The sequence below is a fragment of the Schaalia odontolytica genome, from assembly GCF_009730335.1.
GTDB lineage: Bacteria > Actinomycetota > Actinomycetes > Actinomycetales > Actinomycetaceae > Pauljensenia > Pauljensenia dentiphila.
In genome coordinates this window covers 1,642,519-1,660,295 of the sequence record NZ_CP046315.1, presented here as the reverse complement: position 1 = coordinate 1,660,295, position 17,777 = coordinate 1,642,519, and the positions used below count along the sequence as shown (strand labels likewise).

The window sequence follows — 17,777 nt, the reverse complement described above, 5'->3', positions numbered from 1 at the left end:
TGTGTGAGTGACGGGGGAATGGAAGAATGGTTAGCTCTCGGGCCGGAACGCCACGTCGGAGAGCAGGATGGTGACGGAGAGAGGCTCGATCGTCAGCGTCGAACGCGGGGTCACGTGCTCGACCTCGAGAGAAAGCTCAGCCGGGTTGAGCGTGGAGCCGACGCCGCCCTCGGCGGGAGTGGCCCACACGGTCGAGTAGGCGACGAGCCAGTCCAGGTCATGGCCCTCGGGCAGGGTGACCTCGGCGCTGTCCAGGTTCGCGTTGATGATGATGAGCGCGTCGCGGTCGCCCCATGTCACGCCCGAGCGCAGCATTTGGAACGTGCGGTGGCGCCAGTCCGTCCAGCCGTAGTCCGGCATGGGCGTGCCCTGGGCGGTGTACCACGACAGATCGGCGATCGTGTCACCGTTATGGGGGGTGCCCGTGGCGAAGCGGTCGGGACGCAGAACCGGGTGGGCCTTGCGCAGGGCGATCAGCCAGGAGACGGCGTCGATCTGCGCGTGCTGGCTCTCGGCCAGGTCCCAGTCGACCCATGAGATTGGGTCGTCCTGGCAGTAGGCGTTGTTGTTGCCGTACTGGGTGCGGCCGAACTCGTCGCCGCCTGTCAGCATCGGTGTTCCCGAGGAGACGAACATGGTGGCCAGGATGTTGCGCTGGGAACGAGAACGCAGGTCGGCGATCGTCAAGTCGGAGAGGATCGCATAGGGGGTGTCGACGCTCGGGTGCGTACCGTTCGAAGCAAGCGTGCCCTCCACGCCGTGGTTCCACGAGCGGTTGTCGTCCGATCCGTCCCGGTTGTTCTCCAGGTTCGCCGTGTTGTGCTTGCGGTCGTAGGCGGTCAGGTCCGCGAGCGTGAAGCCGTCGTGGGCGGTCACAAAGTTGATCGAGGCGCGGGGGCCGCGCAGACGGCCCAGGCCGTGCTCGAAGACGTCCTGGGAACCGGACAGGCGGGTCGCCAAGTCGTTCGGGCCGGAGACGACATGGCCCGAGGCCTGGGCGCGCACGTCCGCCAGCCAGAAGTTACGCAGGGCGCCGCGGTAGTGGTCGTTCCACTCGGAGAAGGGCACCGGGAAGTTACCCGTCTGCCAGCCGCCCGGGCCCACGTCCCACGGCTCGGCGATCAGCTTCGAGTGGGCCAGGACGTCGTCCGTCGCCATCGCGATGAGGAGCGGGTGCATGGGGCTGAAGCCCGTCGAGAAACGGCCGAGCGTGGCCGCCAGGTCGAAGCGGAAACCATCCACGCCCATCTCGCGGACCCAGTAGCGCAGCGAATCCAGCACCATCTGAATGGTCTTCGGATGGTCCACGTTGATGGTGTTGCCCGTGCCCGTCACGTCAATCGTCTGGACTGGACGCGAGGAGGTATGACGGTAGTACATGTCGGAGTCGAGGCCGCGCCAGGACAGGGTTGGACCGGCGTCGCCGCCCTCACACGTGTGGTTGTAGACAACGTCGAGGATGACCTCGATGCCCGCCTGGTGCAGGAGCGAGACCATGCCGCGGAACTCGTCGACGACCGCCTGGGCGCCGCGCTCGCGCGAGGCCTCGGTGGCGTAGGAGGGCTCGGGGGCGAAGAAGGAGAGGGTGGAGTAGCCCCAGTAGTTCGTCAGGCCTCGTTCGGTGAGGAAAGGCTCGTCGCACTTCGCGTGGATGGGCAGCAGCTCGACGGCGGTGATGCCCAGGTCCTTCAGGTAGGACACGGAGGCCGGGTGAGCCAGACCCGCGTAGGTGCCGCGCAGCTCCGCGGGCACGCCGGGCATGTTCTTCGTGAAGCCCTTGACGTGGATCTCGTAGATGACAGTGGTCTCCCACGGAACGTGAGGCTGCGGAGCGATCGGGAAGGAGGGCTCCACGACGACCGAGCGCGGCATGTACGGCGCGGAGTCAATGGGGGAGCGGCGCAGCGGGTATTCGGAGGGGTAGAGGTCCTCATCTACACAGTGCGCGTAGACCGCAGGCTTCAAGTCCACCACGCCGTCGAGGCCTCGGCCGTAGGGGTCGAGGAGAAGCTTGTGCGAGTTATAGAACTGGCCGCCGTCCGGATCCCAGGTGCCGTGCACGCGGAAACCGTAGCGGGTCCCCGCACCGTATCCGGGGATGTGACCGTGCCAGATGCCGGTCTTCGGGCCGAGCAGAGTGAAGCGGGTCTCAGCCCCGGCCTCGTCGAAGATGCACATGTCCACGCCGGAGGCGGCCCTGGCGACCACGGCGACATCGAGACCGTCGCCCGACGGGAAAACCCCCAGACGGGTGGGAACGGGATTAGGTTTGGTGACGCGCACGGTGCGGACGCTGGACGAGCCGGAACGCTCGGACATAAAAAAGTGCCTCTTTCTTACAGTTTATTGGCTGGATCGTAGCCTGATAGATGCAGCCATCATCCATCATACGTGACCGTCAATTAAGCGGTCGGATTAGGGGGTGGGCCGAGGGTATGAGCAGCGGCACCCATCGGTGAGGGAACCCTCATATATATGGGCGTGCTGCGCAGAATGTGGCACGCTAGAAGTCATGAGAATTGTCGTGTGTGTGAAGCATGTCCCCGACATGCAGTCCGAACGTCGTTTTGAGGGGGGCCGCCTGGTGCGCGGTGAGGACGATGTGCTCAACGAACTGGATGAGAACGCCATCGAGGCTGCCGTCCAGCTGAAGGAATCCGAAGAGGATGCGGGTCGCGAGGCCGAGGTCGTCGCGCTGACGATGGGCCCTGAGGACGCCGAGGATTCCCTGATGCGCGCCCTGCAGATGGGCGCCGACCGTGCCTACATCGTCTCCGACGAGTTCCTTGAGGGCTCCGACGTCATCACGACCGCCTCCGTTCTGTCCGTTGCGATCGCGAAGATCGCCGAAGAGTGCGGCCCCGTCGACCTGGTGATCACCGGCATGGCCTCGCTGGACGCGATGACCTCCATGCTGCCCGCCGCCCTGGCTGCCAAGGCCCACATGCCGCTGCTGGGCCTGGCCCGCTCCCTGAGCGTCGAGGATGGCGCCGTCACCATCGAGCGCGCCGTCGACGGCTACACCGAGACCGTGCGCGCCGCGCTGCCCGCCGTCGTCTCCGTGACCGACCAGATCAACGAGCCGCGTTACCCGGCCTTCGCAGCCATGAAGGCCGCCCGCAAGAAGCCGCTGGATCAGTGGGGCATCGACGACCTCGTCGAGGTTCCCGGCGGCGAGGCCCTCGTCATGCGCCGCGCGCTGACCGCCGTCACCCACGGCGAGGAGAAGACCCGCGACGGCTCGGGCACGATCATTCAGGACGCCGGTGAGGGCGGGCGCGCTCTAGCCGACTACATCCTTTCGGTGGTGAAGTGACATGACGCAGCAGATGAGTTCCCCGATCCTCGTTCTGGCCGACCAGGCGGGCGATCACCTGACGCCCCCGGCACGCCAGGCGGTTACGCTGGCCGCGTCCCTGACCTCCGCCGACGTCGTCGCCCTGTCCCTGGCTGCCAGTCCCGATGTGGCCGCCCTGTCGGAGCTGGGCGCGACCCAACTGCTGCATGCCGACCTGGGTGACGCTGTGCGTTCCTCGGTCGTGGCCTCCGACGCGCTTGTTTCCGCGCTGGCGACCGGCAGCTTTGGACTGGTGCTCCTGTGCTCGGACTACCGCGGTCGCGAGATCGCCGGTCGCGTCGGCGCTCTCACCGAGGCCGGCGTGGTCTCCGGTGCGTCCTCCGTCGGCTTCGACGGCGGCGTCCTCCAGATCGGCAAGACCGCCCTGGGCGGCTCCTGGTCGATGCGGATCGTCATTGAGGGACAGACCCCGATCGTCGGCATCGCCTCCGGCGTCATCGACGAGGCCCCGGTTGCCTCTCCCGTCGCCCTGACCCCGCAAGCCCTGGCCGTCGAGCTGAGCCCCGAGGCCAGCGCAATCCAGGTCGTCTCCTCCGTGCCCGACGAGGAGGAAGGCGTGTCCCTGACCGACGCCTCCACCGTCGTGTGCGGTGGCCGCGGCGTGGACGGCGACTTCGAGCTGGTTCGCTCCGTCGCTCAGGCGCTCGGCGGCGCCGTGGGTGCGACCCGCGTCGCCTGCGACGAGGGCTGGGCCCCGCGATCCGAGCAGATCGGCCAGACCGGCCTGACCGTCACCCCGAATCTCTACATCGGCCTGGGAGTCTCCGGCGCGATCCACCACACGGTGGGTATGCAGTCCTCGGCCCACATCGTCGCCGTGTGTGACGACCCGGACGCCCCGATCTTCGAGATCGCGGACTTCGGCGTCGTCGGCGACGTCACCGAGGTCGTGCCCGCGGCCCTGGCCGCCATTGAGGAGGCGCGCTCCCAGGCGTGAGCGTCTACCTCGACCACGCGGCCACCACGCCGCTGCGCGAGTGCGCCCTCGAGGCGTGGACCCGCGCCCAGCGTGACCTAGCTACAACCCCCGGCAATCCCGCCGCCCTCCACTTCGGAGGGCGGCGGGCCCGTCGCATGCTCGACGACGCGCGCGAGCAGGTCGCAGCGGCCCTCGGCGCAGACATCCATGAGGTTATCTTCACCTCTGGAGCCACCGAATCGGACGCCCTCGGTGTGATGGCCGCGGCCCGAGGTATGCACGGGCGCGACGACGCGCGCGACCTGATCGTCGTCTCGGGCCTCGAGCATGACGCGGTCGCCCATCAGCGTGAGGTCGCCTCTCGTGAGGGCTTCTCCTGGGAGGTCCTGCCCGTGGATGCGGGCGGCGTGTCCATCCTGCCCCGTGTTTCCGGCGACGATGCACCCGCCTCGTGGGACGGTCGCCTCGCGCTCGGATCCATGACCCTCGTGTCTTCCGAAATCGGTACGATTCAGCCGGTTGCAGACTTCGCTGAGCTCGTGCAGGCCAGCGGAGGCCTCGCGCACTGCGACGCTGCCCAAGCCATTCCGACCCTGGACGTGTCTTTTGCCGAGCTCGGCCTGGACCTCTTGAGCGTCGGCGGCCACAAGGTCGGCGCCCCCGCCGGCATCGGCGTTCTCCTCGCCCGACGAGGCATCCCCATGACGACCGACCGACCCGGCGGCGGCCACGAGCGCTCGATCCGCTCGGGCACGCCCGACGTCGCGGGTGCCTGCGCTCTCGGAGCCGCCCTCGCCGAGGTCGTCGCAGAGCGCGCCGCTTTCGCCTCCCGTGCGGCCGCCCTGCGCGCGCACCTGCTGGCACACCTGCCGGAGGGAACGTATTCGACGGTGGGGGAGACGGCCTCGTCGAGCGCCATCATCCACCTGTCCCTGCCCACCGCCCGCCCTGAGGCCGTCCTCATGGCCTTCGACATGGACGGAATCGCCGTGTCCGCCGGGTCTGCCTGCCACGCGGGGGTCACGCGCCCCTCCGAGATCGTCATGGCGATGGGACGCAGCGAGGAGCAGGCGCTCGGCGTCCTGCGCGTTTCACTCGGCCACGAGACGACCCGCGACGATATCGACGCCTTCCTGGCCGCGCTGCCCGTGGCCATCCGCGCGGGGGCCGCCCTGGACGGCGTCGCCCACGTGCGCAACGAACGAAACGAGGAACCCTAGATGAGAGTTCTGGCAGCACTGTCCGGCGGTGTGGACTCCGCCGTCGCCGCCGCGAAGGCCGTGGAGGCCGGGCACGATGTCGTCGGCGTCCACATGGCCCTATCCTCCCAACCCCAGGAGTGCCGCATCGGCTCGCGCGGCTGCTGCTCGATCGAGGACGCCGGCGACGCGGCGCGCGCCGCCGAAATTATCGGCATCCCGTTCTACGTGTGGGATCTCGCCCAGGAATTTGAGCAGACCGTCATCACCGACTTCGTCGCCCAGTACAAGGCTGGGCGCACCCCCAACCCCTGCGTGCGCTGCAACGAGTTCGTGAAGTTCCGCGAGCTGGCCACCCGCGCCCGCGCGCTCGGATTCGATGCGGTGTGCACCGGCCACTACGCGGCCATCGTCGATGGTGCGGCTGGACCCGAGCTGCACCGCGGCGCCGACAACCTCAAGGACCAGTCCTACGTGCTGGCCGTCATGGGGCCCGAGGAGCTTCACCGCGTCGTCCTACCCCTGGGGGATGCCCCCAACAAGGCGTGGGTTCGCTCCGAGGCCGAGCGCCTCGGCCTGGGCGTGTCCAACAAGCCCGACTCCTACGACATCTGCTTCATTCCCGACGGTGACACGCAGGGCTTCCTGCGCGCTCACCTGGGCGCGGCCGAGGGTGAGATCGTCACCCCCGACGGCGAGGTGTTGGGCCGCCACGAGGGCTACTGGAACTACACGGTTGGCCAGCGCAAGGGCCTCGGTATCGGTGCGCCCGCACCCGACGGGCGCCCGCGCTATGTCCTTGAGACGAGGCCGGAGACCAACCAAGTCGTCGTGGGAGCCTCTGAACTCCTGTCCATTTCCCGCATTACGGCCACGGACGCCGTCTGGCTCGCCTCCGACGACGACGGCTCCGACGCCACCGGTCTATTCGTGCAGCTGCGCGCGCACGGCACCCCCGTGCCCGTCGCGTCGCTGACGCGCGACCTGGACGCTGGAACCATCAGCGTCGTCCTCGCGAGCGGCGCGCGTGGCGTCGCGCGCGGCCAGTCGATGGTCATCTACCGGGGGACTCGAGTCCTCGGCGAGGGCACCATTGACGAGACCGGGCGCTGAGCGAGTCCCGGATGTGCCTCGCGCGGGCGTGGGCGAGGGCATTCGGACGGTCTCGCGCACATCCGTTAAACTAGGGTGCGCGCGCGAGTGGCGGAATTGGCAGACGCGCTGGATTTAGGTTCCAGTGTCTTTGACGTGTGGGTTCGAGTCCCATCTCGCGCACGGTTGCCCGTGCCCGGTCGCCTCCGGGCGGCGGTGGTCGATAGACTGAGGTCATGAGCGCTTTGGAAATTGGCTGCAAGGCCCCCGACTTTACCGCTGAGACCACCCAGGGAACCCTGTCCCTGTCTGATCTCCTCGCCGCCTCGTCGCGCGGCGTTGTCGTCTACTTCTACCCGAAGGCCTCCACGCCCGGCTGCACGAAGCAGGCCTGCGACTTCCGCGATTCTCTGGCGTCGCTTCAGGGTGCCGGCTACTCCGTCATCGGTGTTTCCGCCGACTCGATGGCCGCCCTCGAGCGCTTCACCGAGAAGCAGTCGCTTACCTTCCCGCTGGCCTCCGACCCGGATCACGAGATCCTCGAGGCGTACGGCGCGTGGGGTGAAAAGAAGAACTACGGCCGCACCTACGTGGGCATCATCCGCTCGACCGTGGTTGTGAACCCCGACGGCACGGTCGCCCTGGCCCAATACAACGTGAAGGCAACCGGTCACGTGGGTCGATTGCGGAAGACTCTCGGCATCGACTAATGCCCTTGCTTTTTCGGTAACTAGCGAGTATGGTAGTTGAGAAATAAACGGCTTGTTACTGATGGAGGGTTCATGGGGGGCGCTACGCCTGATGCGTATCGGATCGGCACGGGACAGGTGGCGCGGGACTATCCGGCCGACGCTGCGCCTGTTCGCCTGCACAAACAGCCGAGCCTGCCTACGGTTGCCCGCGCCCCTGAGTCATCTCTCGTCGAACAGGTTGTGAGCGCCGAGGACGCAGTGGTTCGGGGAAAGGCCCCGGGTTCACCTCGCCCGTCGAGGAGATCTCGACCGTCGGAGGATACTGCTACGGTGGCGCAGCAGGCCGCGGTCGCGCGCGACGTGGTTTCCCCGCGGGCTGGGCGCGTCGCCCAGCCTTCCACTCCCGTTCGCGAATATGCGCATCGGGACGAGGCGGCGGCGACCTACGGGACAGATCCACGCCCCGGCGTTCCCGTCCACCGCAACTGGCATCGCACGACTATGCGTGTTGTGGGCGCGCCCGAACAACGAGATGGCGGGCAGTGTCGTGCGCTTGCCGAGGCTGCGTCGCCGTCAGAGCAGGGGGGTGTTCAAAGCTCTCGTGTCGGAGGTGCCTCTCGGCGCCAGACCGAGGCTCGTCGTGCCAGCGAGATTGAGTCACGCCTGGATCGTCGCGAGCGTGCGACGCATCGCGGGCGTGCCATCGTCATCTTCGCGCTCGGCTTCGTGTCCGCCCTCCTCATCGTAGCCGCCGTGCTGGGAGGCCTGTTCTACGCGCGTTCCTCCTCCGTTTCGGGTCTGGCCGGCGCCGTCGATTCGTGCCATGCCGGGGGTGTGCATGCTCGCCTGGCCAGCGACGGCACCTCCCTCACCCTCGAAGCGTTTTCCGATCGTGGCGACAGCCTGACAACCCCGATTTTTCAGTGCGTTCTCACCAAGCTGGACGCTCCTTCGTCCGTGCGTGAACGCATGTATGCAACGCGTGCGATCGACGGAACCCGGTCGGAGGAGTGGGGCTCCTATAAGGCCACCTGGGCGTACGAAACGGAGCAGGGGTTGACCGTGATCGTCAGCTCCCGCTGACGGCGTGATCGGCCCGGGGCGGGTCATCATCTGAGATTCGCTTCGAAGCATTGCCTAGGATCGCTGGTAAAATGAGCGGGTATTTCAATGCGTGAAGGAGTATCTCGTGTCCGATTCGCAGCCCGCCGCTCCTGTGGCACCCGTCGCCCCCGTCGGGGAAGATGTTGCACTGGCGATCCGAGGCCTCGTCAAGATTTATGGCAACCTCGTCGCCGTCGCCGACCTGTCCCTCGATATTCCCACCGGATCCTTCTACGGGATCGTCGGTCCTAACGGCGCCGGTAAGACAACGACGCTGACCATGGCCACAGGCCTGCTCACCCCCGACCGTGGCACCGCATACGTGCACGGCGTCGATGTGTGGGCGCGAACCCAGGAGGCACGCGCTCTCCTCGGCGTCATGCCCGACGGGATGCGCCTCCTCGACCGCCTATCCGGCCCTGACTTCCTCGTCCACGTGGGCATGCTCCACGGCCTGGACGCGTCCGTCGCCCGCGAGCGTGCTCACGAACTCCTCGCGGCCCTCGACCTGGCCGAGGCCGGGAAGAAGCTGATCAGCGACTACTCGGCGGGTATGACGAAGAAGGTTGCCCTGGCCGCCGCCCTCATCCACTCGCCGCGAGTCTTGGTCCTCGACGAACCGTTCGAGGCCGTGGACCCCGTTTCCGCGACGAACATCCGCCAGATCCTCACCGACTACACGCGTCGCGGCGGCACCGTCATTCTCTCCTCGCACGTGATGGCAACCGTCCAACAGCTGTGCACGCACGTGGCCATCATCGACAAGGGACGCGTGCTCGTCTCCGGAACCACCGACGAGGTCGCTCAGGGCGGCGACCTGGGGGAGCGCTTCACCTCCCTGGTTGGCGGCGTCCACTCCGAGGAAGGCCTGTCGTGGTTGGGCAACTGATTCGCCTCAAGCTCCGCATCATCTGGAACACGGTTCGCAAGCAGACGGTCGTCCTCGTTCTCGCGGTTCTCGGCGTCCTGTACTTCGCCGGAATCTACGGCTCGGTGCTCCTGGGCACCGCTTTCCTTGCTCGCTCCGACGAGGCCTACCTGGCCACGCCGGTGATGCCGATCGTCGGGCCCTTTATCTTCCTGCTGTGGTTGGTCCTCCCGATCATCTTCGCCTCGATGGACAATTCTCTCGATCCCGTGCGCCTGTCGCCCTACGTGGGACCCAGCAAACGCCTCGGGGCGGGGCTGGCCGCCTCGACTGCGGTCGGTCCCGGCGGGCTCCTGTCCGCGATGATCCTCTTCCTACCCGTCTGGTTCGCGCTGTGGCGTGCCCAGTGGCTTGAGGCGCTCGGCTGGTTAATCGCTGGTGTCGTGACGCTGCCTCTCGCGGTGCTGTGGGCGCGCGCGGTCGGGACCTGGTTCGCGGTACGCCTGGACAGCTCGGGTAAGAAGGATGCCGTCACGGCCCTGGGTGCCGTCGTCTTCATGATGGTGGTGACCCCCTTGGGTTACTGGATGTCTTTGCTGACCCGGAACTTTTCCGTTGAGGCCTTCAACGCGGGCTTGAACGTCGCACTGTGGACTCCCTTCGGCGCTCCCTTCGGTGTGGTTGCTTCGTTGCTCGAGGGCGCGTGGGTGGCCGCGGCGATCCGCGCTCTCATCACGGTCGTGACCGCCGTCGTCGGTTGGCGGGCCTGGCTCGCCGTCCTGCGCCCCGTCATGAGCGGCTACGCCGGTGAGATCAGCGCCGACGCGCAGCGCGCCATCGACGAGGGACGCCACCTCATCGACGAATCCCTCGAAGATGAAGCGCGCAGTCGCCGCTCCGAGCAGTCGAGAGCCGCCGGCCTGCGCAGCGTCGACCTGTTCACGCGCCTCGGCCTCGGTGTGCGCAGCGCCTCCCTGGCGGCGCGTACGCTGCGCTACTGGATCGTCGATACGCGCCTGAATATGAACATGGCGCTCGCGTTGCTGTTCCCGGTTGTCGCGATCTTCATGGGACGGATGGTTACTGAGGGGCAGCCACTCGCCTTCTCGGCGGGCATCTTCCTCTACCTGGTGCCCATCACGACGGGCCTGACGACCGGCGCACTCATGCAATACGACTCGACGGGCGCCTGGATCGTGGTCTCGTCGGGTATGAGCGGTCGCGAGGAACGTCGCGGACGCCTCGTGGGTTCGCTCATCGTGTTAGTACCCCAGGTCATCGGTTACCTCATTCACGATGCCGTCACCGGTGCGAATGCCTCCGGTTTCGTGTTCCACCAGGTGATGGGCATCGTCCTCTTCGCTGGTGCCGCTGCGACGACCCTCGCCGTGAACGCGCGCTGGGTCTACCCGGTGCAACCTCCGGGCACGTCCCCGCTGGCGACGAAGGGTACCGGTTCCTTCCTGATGACGATGCTGCTGCAGCTCGTGGGCTTCGCGGGGACCGCGGTTCTGCAGATCCCGTCCTACGTGCTGCTCGTGCTGGCGTCTTTCGGCTTCGTTCCCAACTGGGTCGCCTACGTTGTGGCCCTCGCGTGGTCGGTGCTCGTCCTTGAGGCAGCCGTTCGGATTGGCGGGCGCGTATGGGACCGCTACTCGGTCGCCGCGCTCACGTCGATCCGCAGCTGGCCGGGACACTGATCGCGTCTGCACTGCACGCACGAGGCCGGGGTTACCCGTGGGGGTGCCCCGGCCTCGCTGTGTATGGGAGGCGTCTGAGAGGCTGAGGATCGCATAGAAGGAGTCGTCCGGATCCTCCGAGTGGTTGACCGGTGGACTATGCGGATAGGTTATTGGTATGCGGATAGGTTAGTAACCTATCCGCATACGTGTTACCCATCCGTACGTGCGTAACCTATCCGCACACGCGTGTATGTACGTTCTCACGCTAACCCTCGAATCCGTGCGTTAACCCTCTAAGTCGTACGTAAACCCTCTAGTTCGAGCGTTGGCGGCCCCGCCCAGATACGGAATAACGGGTTAATGTGTGGAATAGCGGGTTACCGTGCGTGTCATCGGGTTAAGAGTTCCATTAAAGTGCCGTGGGTTGCTTCTTCCGTCGCCCCCCGTGATGTCTTGCGAGTGTTGGTGCGCCCCTAGGTGGTCATCTGAGCCCAGCTATGCGCACGTTAACCCCTGAATGTGCGTACGAACCTCTTGATACGCACGCAAACCTCTAGATGTGCACGTGGGCGGCGTCGCCCACTCGCAGGTTATGAGGCCCACGGGTAGATCTTCGGGCTTACGTGCATATCGTCGGGTCCACGTGCGCTTCCAAAGGCCCACACATGGGTATTGAGCTTTCGTGAGGAGCGGTGTGGCATGTCATGGCGCGAAAAAGTTCGCCCTGCAAGGAAGAAAACGGCGATTTTTGGGTGTTTTGCCGGTGCTGGGCGTATTTTGTCGCGGGTGCGGGATGAGCAAGGGTGCGCTGGGCGAGTTTTGTATCGCATGTGGCATCGATGCCTGGCTAAGCGATGGAAAACAGTGTGACAAGTCGCTCGATTGGAGGCCGCCGCGAGGCTTGCGGGGCGTGGCCGGGCTTCGTGACGGCGCGCCGAGCGAAGCTCGCGGCGCGGACGGCGAGCGGGCGGGCAGGCCTCGCGGCGGCCGGAGATCTGGCGGGGCTGTGGGCAGTGTCGACTATAGGAACGACAAGTTTGCGGACGTAGGGCTGTCGGCCTCGCGGCGGACGGAGATCTGGCAGGCCTCGCGGCGGCCGGAAAGCTGGTGGGCTACGGCCAACACCGAAAATACAAACGGGGGCACGGATATGAAAAACCGGCGACCCGGAGGGTGCCGGTTGTCTGTGCGTCATGGGGGACTTGAACCCTCAACCCGCTGATTAAGAGTCAGCTGCTCTGCCAATTGAGCTAATGACGCGGGGGACCTTCACCAGCCGGAGCCGGGAAAGCTGTGCGTCATGGGGGACTTGAACCCTCAACCCGCTGATTAAGAGTCAGCTGCTCTGCCAATTGAGCTAATGACGCGGGGGTTTTGCAACCGAGAGATAAATATACAGGCGCGCCACGCCCCGTGCAAGTCAATGAGGGGTGTCGTGGCCTATGTCGCACACTCGGCGGGCGCGAGTGACAAGGGCACCTACAATGGGGCCTCAGATGAAAGGGGAACGCCATGTCGGACGCGTCGAGCAACTACTCCGCGGTCGTGGAGGACATCCTCAAGCTTGTGTGGAGCGCCGAGGAAGCCGGCCGTGACGGCGTCAAGCCCAAGGATGTCTCCGAACACATGGACGTCGTCCCTTCGACGGCAACGGAGAACATTCAACGCCTGGCCCGCCAGGGCCTCGTCACGCACGAGCGGTACGGTCGCGTGCGACTGACCCCACAGGGGCGTGCGATCGCCCTCGGTATGGTGCGCCGCCACCGTCTGCTCGAAACCTACCTGCACGAGGCGCTCGGCTTCTCATGGGATGAGGTGCACGAGGAGGCCGAGATTCTCGAACACGCGGTCTCCGATCGGCTTCTCGACCGTCTCGACCGAGTCCTCGGCTACCCGAGCCGTGACCCGCACGGTGATCCGATCCCGCGAGCCGACGGCTCCAGCGACGATGTCTCGGGTAGTCCCCTTGATGCGCTCGACGTCACCGCCGGGGGAATCGTCGTCCGGCTGCCCGATCGCGACCCCGAAGCGTTACGCGCGTGGAAGGAAGCTGGCCTCGTGCCCGGCGCTCATGTGGCCGTTGTCGCGTCTGATGCTGGGGGAGTGACCGTTCTGCTTAAGGATGGGCAGATGCTCCTCCTTGACTCCGCCCAGGCCTCGGGCATCGTCGTCCGGGACTGAGCCACACCGGCACGCCCCCGCTTCCTATTGACAAGGCCCGGAAACAATCCAGCCCACCTGACCGAGTCGGCCGGGCGTGCTGGGAACGCCCGTCGGCGGGCGCACAGGAGGGGAGCGCAGTCCTCAGGCGAGGGCCGCTGATCCCATTGACGGGGGCACGTGGCGGCCGTGGCCGGCGGACAGGAGCGCCTCGCGGAGGGCGGTGATCGCGCTATCGAGTTCCTCGTCGCTGGCGGGGGCCGCCTTGGACAGGAGGATGTCGGTCTCGTCGCGCAGGGGGATGACGTGCAGGTGGGTGTGGGGCACCTCGAATCCCGCGATCGCCAGGCCGGCGCGCGGCACGCCGAACGCGGCCTTCTGCGCCAGCCCGATCGTGCGGGCCACGGTCATGAGGTGGGCGGCGACGTCCGAGGGGGCGTCCGTCCACGCGTCGTACGCGGTGCGCGGAACCACCAGGACGTGGCCCGGCGAGGTCGGCTCGATCGTCGCGAAGGCGACGCACACGTCATCGGCCCACACGAAGCGGCCGGGCCAGACACCCGTGATGATGTTGTCGAAGATAGTGCTCATGCGACTATTGTCACCTATTCGCGCTCACTTCGGTAGGTGGGCGCGTCCGGCGGGGCGGGCGGGCGTGAACTACCCTGGTGGGGAGTATTGTTACGCGACCCATCGTTAAGCGAGGAACGCACAGATGAGCGAAAATCCGCAGAGTGCCCCGGCCCAGCGCTACACCGCTGAGCTCGCAGGTCAGATCGAGACGAAGTGGCAGGACCGCTGGGAGGAGCTGGGCACGTTCTACGCGGACAACCCCACGGGCGACCTGGCTGGCCCGCTGGCCTCCCACAACCCCTTCTTCATTCTCGACATGTTCCCCTACCCCTCGGGTAAGGGCCTGCACGTGGGGCACCCGCTGGGCTACATCGCGACCGACACGCTGGCGCGCTACCGCCGCATGAAGGGCGACAACGTCCTGTACACGATGGGCTACGACGCCTTCGGCCTGCCCGCCGAGCAGTACGCCGTCCAGACCGGCCAGCACCCGGCCATCACCACGAACCAGAACATCGCGAACATGCGCCGCCAGCTGCGCCGCATGGGACTGTCCCACGACTCCCGCCGTTCTTTCGCCACGACCGACATCGAATACGTGCACTGGACGCAGTGGATCTTCCTGCAGGTCTTCAACTCCTGGTTCGACCCCGAGGCGACGGCCCCCGACGGCTCCCAGGGCGCGGCCCGCCCGATCAGCGAGCTGATCGCCAAGCTCGAGTCCGGCGAGATTCGCCCTGAGGACGGCTCCGATTACAACTCCCTGGACCGCGTCGCCCAGGCGAAGGTTGTCGACTCCTACCGCCTCGCCTACGTCTCCGAGGCCCCCGTCAACTGGTGCCCCGGCCTGGGAACCGTCCTGGCCAACGAAGAGGTCACCGCCGACGGACGCTCCGAGCGCGGCAACTACCCGGTTTTCAAGCGCAACCTGCGCCAGTGGATGATGCGTATTACCGCCTACGGCAAGCGCCTGTCCGACGACCTCGACACGATTGACTGGCCTGAGAAGGTGCGCACGATGCAGCGCAACTGGATCGGCCGCTCCGAGGGTGCGACCGTGCGCTTCGACGTGCCCGGAGCGCGCGAGGCCGGCGCTTCCCTCGACTCCCTGGACGTCTACACGACGCGCCCCGACACGCTGTTCGGCGCGACCTTCATGGTCGTGGCTCCCGAGCACCCGATCCTCGGCGGAACCGTCGGTGGCGACCCCGGCGATGAGGCCGCCCTCACCCTGCCCGCCTCCTGGCCCGAGGGCACGAAGGACGCGTGGACGGGTGGCGCCGCCTACCCGAAGGAAGCCGTGAGCGCCTACCGCGCCCAGGCCGCCGCGAAGTCCGAGGCCGAGCGCGCTGACGAAGAACGCACCAAGACTGGCGTGTTCACCGGCCTCTTCGGCATCGATCCGGTCAACGGCCGCCCCGTTCCGATCTTCGTTGCCGACTACGTCCTGTGGGGCTACGGCACCGGCGCCATCATGGCCGTTCCCGCGCACGACGACCGTGACTGGGCCTTCGCCCGCGCCTACGACCTCGACATCGTTCGCACGATTGGCCCGGCCGACGACCCCTACGGCCCCGACCTCGAGGCCGGCGCGTACACGGGCGATGGCGTGGCCGTCGACTCCGCGAACGATGAGATCGACCTGAACGGCCTTGTGAAGGACGAGGCCAAGGCCGCCATGATCGAGTGGCTGGTCGCCAAGGGCCTGGGCCACGGCACCGTCACCTACCGCCTGCGCGACTGGCTGTTCAGCCGCCAGCGCTACTGGGGCGAGCCCTTCCCGATCGTGTGGGACGAGGACGGCGTCGCGCACGCCCTGCCCGAGGACATGCTCCCCGTCGAGCTGCCCGAGGTCAGCGACTACAGCCCGCGCACCTTCGACGCGGATGACGCCGACTCTTCGCCCGAGGCCCCGCTGGGCCGCGCCGAGGACTGGGTGAACGTCACGCTCGACCTGGGCGATGGCCCCAAGACCTACCGTCGCGAGACCAACACGATGCCCCAGTGGGCGGGCTCGTGCTGGTACGAGATGCGCTACACCGACCCGACGAACTCTGAGCGTTTCTCCGGCGAGGAGAACCTGGCCTACTGGATGGGTCCGCGCGAGGGTAAGGTCAGCGGCGGCACCGACATGTACGTCGGCGGCGTCGAGCACGCGGTGCTGCACCTGCTCTACGCCCGTTTCTGGCAGAAGGTCCTCTTCGACCTGGGTCACGTGCCGGGCTCCGAGCCCTTCCACACGCTCTTCAACCAGGGGTACGTGCAGGCCTACGCCTACACCGACGAACGTGGCCAGTACGTGCCCGCCGACGAGGTTGAGGGCGATGAGACGACCGGCTTCACCTACAAGGGCGAGCCCGTCAACCGCGAGTACGGCAAGATGGGCAAGTCCCTGAAGAACATCGTCACGCCCGACGAGATGTACGACGCCTACGGCGCCGACGTCTTCCGCGTGTACGAGATGAGCATGGGCCCCCTCGACCTGTCGCGCCCGTGGGACACCCGCGCCGTCGTCGGCTCCCAGCGCTTCCTGCAGCGCCTGTGGCGTAACGCGGTCGACGAGGAGACCGGCGAGCTCACGATCACCGACGAGCCCGCGGACGACAAGACGCGTCGCCTCGTGGCCCGCACGATCGCGGAGGTCACCGAAGAGTACGAGAACCTGCGCATCAACACCGCGATCTCCAAGCTCATCGTCCTCAACAACCACCTGACCAGCCTGGATGCCGTCCCGCGCGACGCCATTGAGCCCCTGATCCTCATGCTCGCCCCGGTAGCCCCGCACCTGTGCGAAGAGCTGTGGAGCCGCCTGGGCCACGAGGCCTCCCTGGCCCGCGAGCCATTCCCGGTCGTCGAAGATTCCTCGCTGCTGGTCGAGGATACGGTCACGGCCGTCATCCAGGTCAATGGCAAGGTCAAGGCCCGCATCGAGGTCACTCCCTCCATCTCCGAGGAGGACCTCATTGCGGCCGCCCTGGCCGAGGCCCCTATCGTCAAGGCCCTCGGCGGGGCAGAACCCCTCAAGGTGATCGCACGCGCGCCGAAGCTGGTCAACGTCGTCGTCAAGAAGTGAGGTCGCATGCCTGAAGGCGATGCAGTCCGTCGCCTAGCCGGTACCCTCGACGAGCTTTTCGTCGGGGGTATGGTCTCGGCGTCGTCCCCGCAGGGGCGCTTCGCGTCCTCCGCAGCCCTCCTGGACGGGTGGGTCATGCAGCGGGTGCGCGTGCACGGCAAACACATGTTCATCGGGTTTGTCCCGCCCATCGAAGGTGAGACGTATGAGGCCGGGGTGGCCCTCCTGGAGGGTGCCGCGGCCGGCAGTGGGGAGCCGATCCTCGGCGAGGATGCTCCCTGGCCGGACCGGTGGGTGCATATCCACCTGGGCCTGTACGGCTGGTGGCGCTTCAACGGCGATGAGACCGTCGTCGACGAGGGGCACGGCGTTGCTCACCGCATCCCCAACGTCCCGAAGGGGGAGTGGAACGGCCACTCCGAGACCCGCTGGGGCGAGGGCTTTGGCGAGGCCAAGGCGGGGGAGTGGGAGCCGCCGGAGCCGGTCGGTGCCGTGCGCCTGCGTCTGTTTAACGACCATGCTGTCGCTGACCTTGTGGGTCCGAACCGCTGTGACCTCATCACGGATGAGGAGCGCATCAAGGCCGAGTCGAAGCTGGGGCCGGATCCCCTGGACGCCGGGGCCCGCTCCGATGCCGAGGCCATGGAGCGTTTCGCTCAGGTCGCCCACTCGAAGAAGCGCGCGATCGGTGAGATTGTCATGGATCAGTCGATTATCGCGGGCGTGGGCAACATCTACCGTGCCGACGCCCTGTTCCTCGCGGGCATTTCGCCGCACCGTAAGGGCGCCAATATCTCCATCAAGCGCCTGCGCGAGCTGTGGGTCCTGATCTGCGACCTCATGAACCGCGGCCTGGCTGCAGGTCGCCTGGACACGATGGATCCGGAGGAGGCCCCCAATCCGCCGATTGAGGGTGACGAGGAGGCCTCGCGGTGGTACGTGTACCACCGCACGGACCGCCCGTGCCTGCGCTGTGGGACGCCGATCCGCGAGGCGCTCATGCAGAACCGACGCCTGTTCTGGTGTCCGTCCTGCCAGCGCTGAGCGCGCGAAGAAC

General features: G+C 66.8%; 13 protein-coding genes and 3 tRNA genes. 12 read left to right on the top strand and 4 right to left on the bottom strand.

Annotated elements, in window-relative coordinates; translation table 11 throughout:
* Nucleotides 1-30 precede the first annotated feature (30 nt).
* Nucleotides 31-2,319 (bottom strand): glycogen debranching protein GlgX, encoded by a 2,289-nt coding sequence (gene glgX, locus FOC40_RS07225; protein ID WP_003795160.1) that lies wholly within the window; start codon nt 2,317-2,319, stop codon nt 31-33.
* Nucleotides 2,320-2,512: 193 nt separating this feature from the next.
* Between glgX and FOC40_RS07220 the strand changes: the two genes are divergently transcribed.
* The 9 genes from FOC40_RS07220 (at nt 2,513) to FOC40_RS07180 (ending at nt 10,932) form a co-directional block, all read left to right on the top strand.
* A complete protein-coding gene (locus tag FOC40_RS07220) occupies nt 2,513-3,316 on the top strand; it encodes an electron transfer flavoprotein subunit beta/FixA family protein (RefSeq protein ID WP_003795162.1) in 804 nt (267 codons plus the stop codon).
* Between the two features lies 1 nt (nt 3,317).
* Nucleotides 3,318-4,295 (top strand): electron transfer flavoprotein subunit alpha/FixB family protein, encoded by a 978-nt coding sequence (locus FOC40_RS07215; protein ID WP_003795165.1) that lies wholly within the window; start codon nt 3,318-3,320, stop codon nt 4,293-4,295.
* Nucleotides 4,292-5,497 carry a cysteine desulfurase family protein gene (locus FOC40_RS07210; RefSeq protein WP_003795166.1) on the top strand — a complete coding sequence of 402 codons (1,206 nt, stop codon included), beginning with the start codon at nt 4,292-4,294 and terminating at the stop codon, nt 5,495-5,497. The genes FOC40_RS07215 and FOC40_RS07210 overlap by 4 nt, the downstream gene beginning before the upstream one ends.
* On the top strand, nt 5,498-6,589 hold the full coding sequence (mnmA, locus tag FOC40_RS07205) for a tRNA 2-thiouridine(34) synthase MnmA (RefSeq protein ID WP_003795169.1): 1,092 nt from the start codon (nt 5,498-5,500) through the stop codon (nt 6,587-6,589).
* 81 nt (nt 6,590-6,670) lie between these two features.
* Nucleotides 6,671-6,751 (top strand) — tRNA-Leu (locus FOC40_RS07200).
* Between the two features lie 53 nt (nt 6,752-6,804).
* Entirely contained in the window at nt 6,805-7,278 is a 474-nt protein-coding gene (locus FOC40_RS07195; RefSeq protein ID WP_003795171.1) for a peroxiredoxin, read from the top strand.
* 312 nt (nt 7,279-7,590) lie between these two features.
* Complete coding sequence (locus FOC40_RS07190; RefSeq protein WP_231125984.1) at nt 7,591-8,343, top strand: hypothetical protein; 753 nt, start codon at nt 7,591-7,593, stop codon at nt 8,341-8,343.
* Between the two features lie 106 nt (nt 8,344-8,449).
* Nucleotides 8,450-9,253, top strand: a complete 804-nt coding sequence (locus FOC40_RS07185; RefSeq protein ID WP_050755231.1) for an ABC transporter ATP-binding protein — start codon at nt 8,450-8,452, stop codon at nt 9,251-9,253.
* Nucleotides 9,238-10,932 (top strand): hypothetical protein, encoded by a 1,695-nt coding sequence (locus FOC40_RS07180; RefSeq protein WP_003795176.1) that lies wholly within the window; start codon nt 9,238-9,240, stop codon nt 10,930-10,932. Before FOC40_RS07185 ends, FOC40_RS07180 begins: the two co-directional genes overlap by 16 nt.
* 1,169 nt (nt 10,933-12,101) lie before the next feature.
* Here FOC40_RS07180 and FOC40_RS07175 read toward each other — a convergent pair.
* A tRNA-Lys gene (locus tag FOC40_RS07175) sits at nt 12,102-12,174 on the bottom strand.
* A gap of 34 nt (nt 12,175-12,208) precedes the next feature.
* A tRNA-Lys gene (locus FOC40_RS07170) sits at nt 12,209-12,281 on the bottom strand.
* Between the two features lie 145 nt (nt 12,282-12,426).
* Between FOC40_RS07170 and FOC40_RS07165 the strand changes: the two genes are divergently transcribed.
* Nucleotides 12,427-13,095 (top strand): metal-dependent transcriptional regulator, encoded by a 669-nt coding sequence (locus FOC40_RS07165; RefSeq protein WP_003795180.1) that lies wholly within the window; start codon nt 12,427-12,429, stop codon nt 13,093-13,095.
* Nucleotides 13,096-13,218: 123 nt separating this feature from the next.
* Here FOC40_RS07165 and FOC40_RS07160 read toward each other — a convergent pair whose 3' ends face one another.
* Entirely contained in the window at nt 13,219-13,665 is a 447-nt protein-coding gene (locus FOC40_RS07160) for an HIT family protein (RefSeq protein WP_003795182.1), read from the bottom strand.
* A gap of 124 nt (nt 13,666-13,789) precedes the next feature.
* On the opposite strand from FOC40_RS07160, the gene FOC40_RS07155 reads away from it, so the two are divergent.
* Nucleotides 13,790-16,720: a leucine--tRNA ligase gene (locus FOC40_RS07155; protein ID WP_003795184.1), complete on the top strand. Its 2,931-nt coding sequence runs from the start codon at nt 13,790-13,792 to the stop codon at nt 16,718-16,720.
* A gap of 6 nt (nt 16,721-16,726) precedes the next feature.
* On the top strand, nt 16,727-17,764 hold the full coding sequence (locus tag FOC40_RS07150) for an Fpg/Nei family DNA glycosylase (protein ID WP_003795186.1): 1,038 nt from the start codon (nt 16,727-16,729) through the stop codon (nt 17,762-17,764).
* Nucleotides 17,765-17,777: the final 13 nt, after the last annotated feature.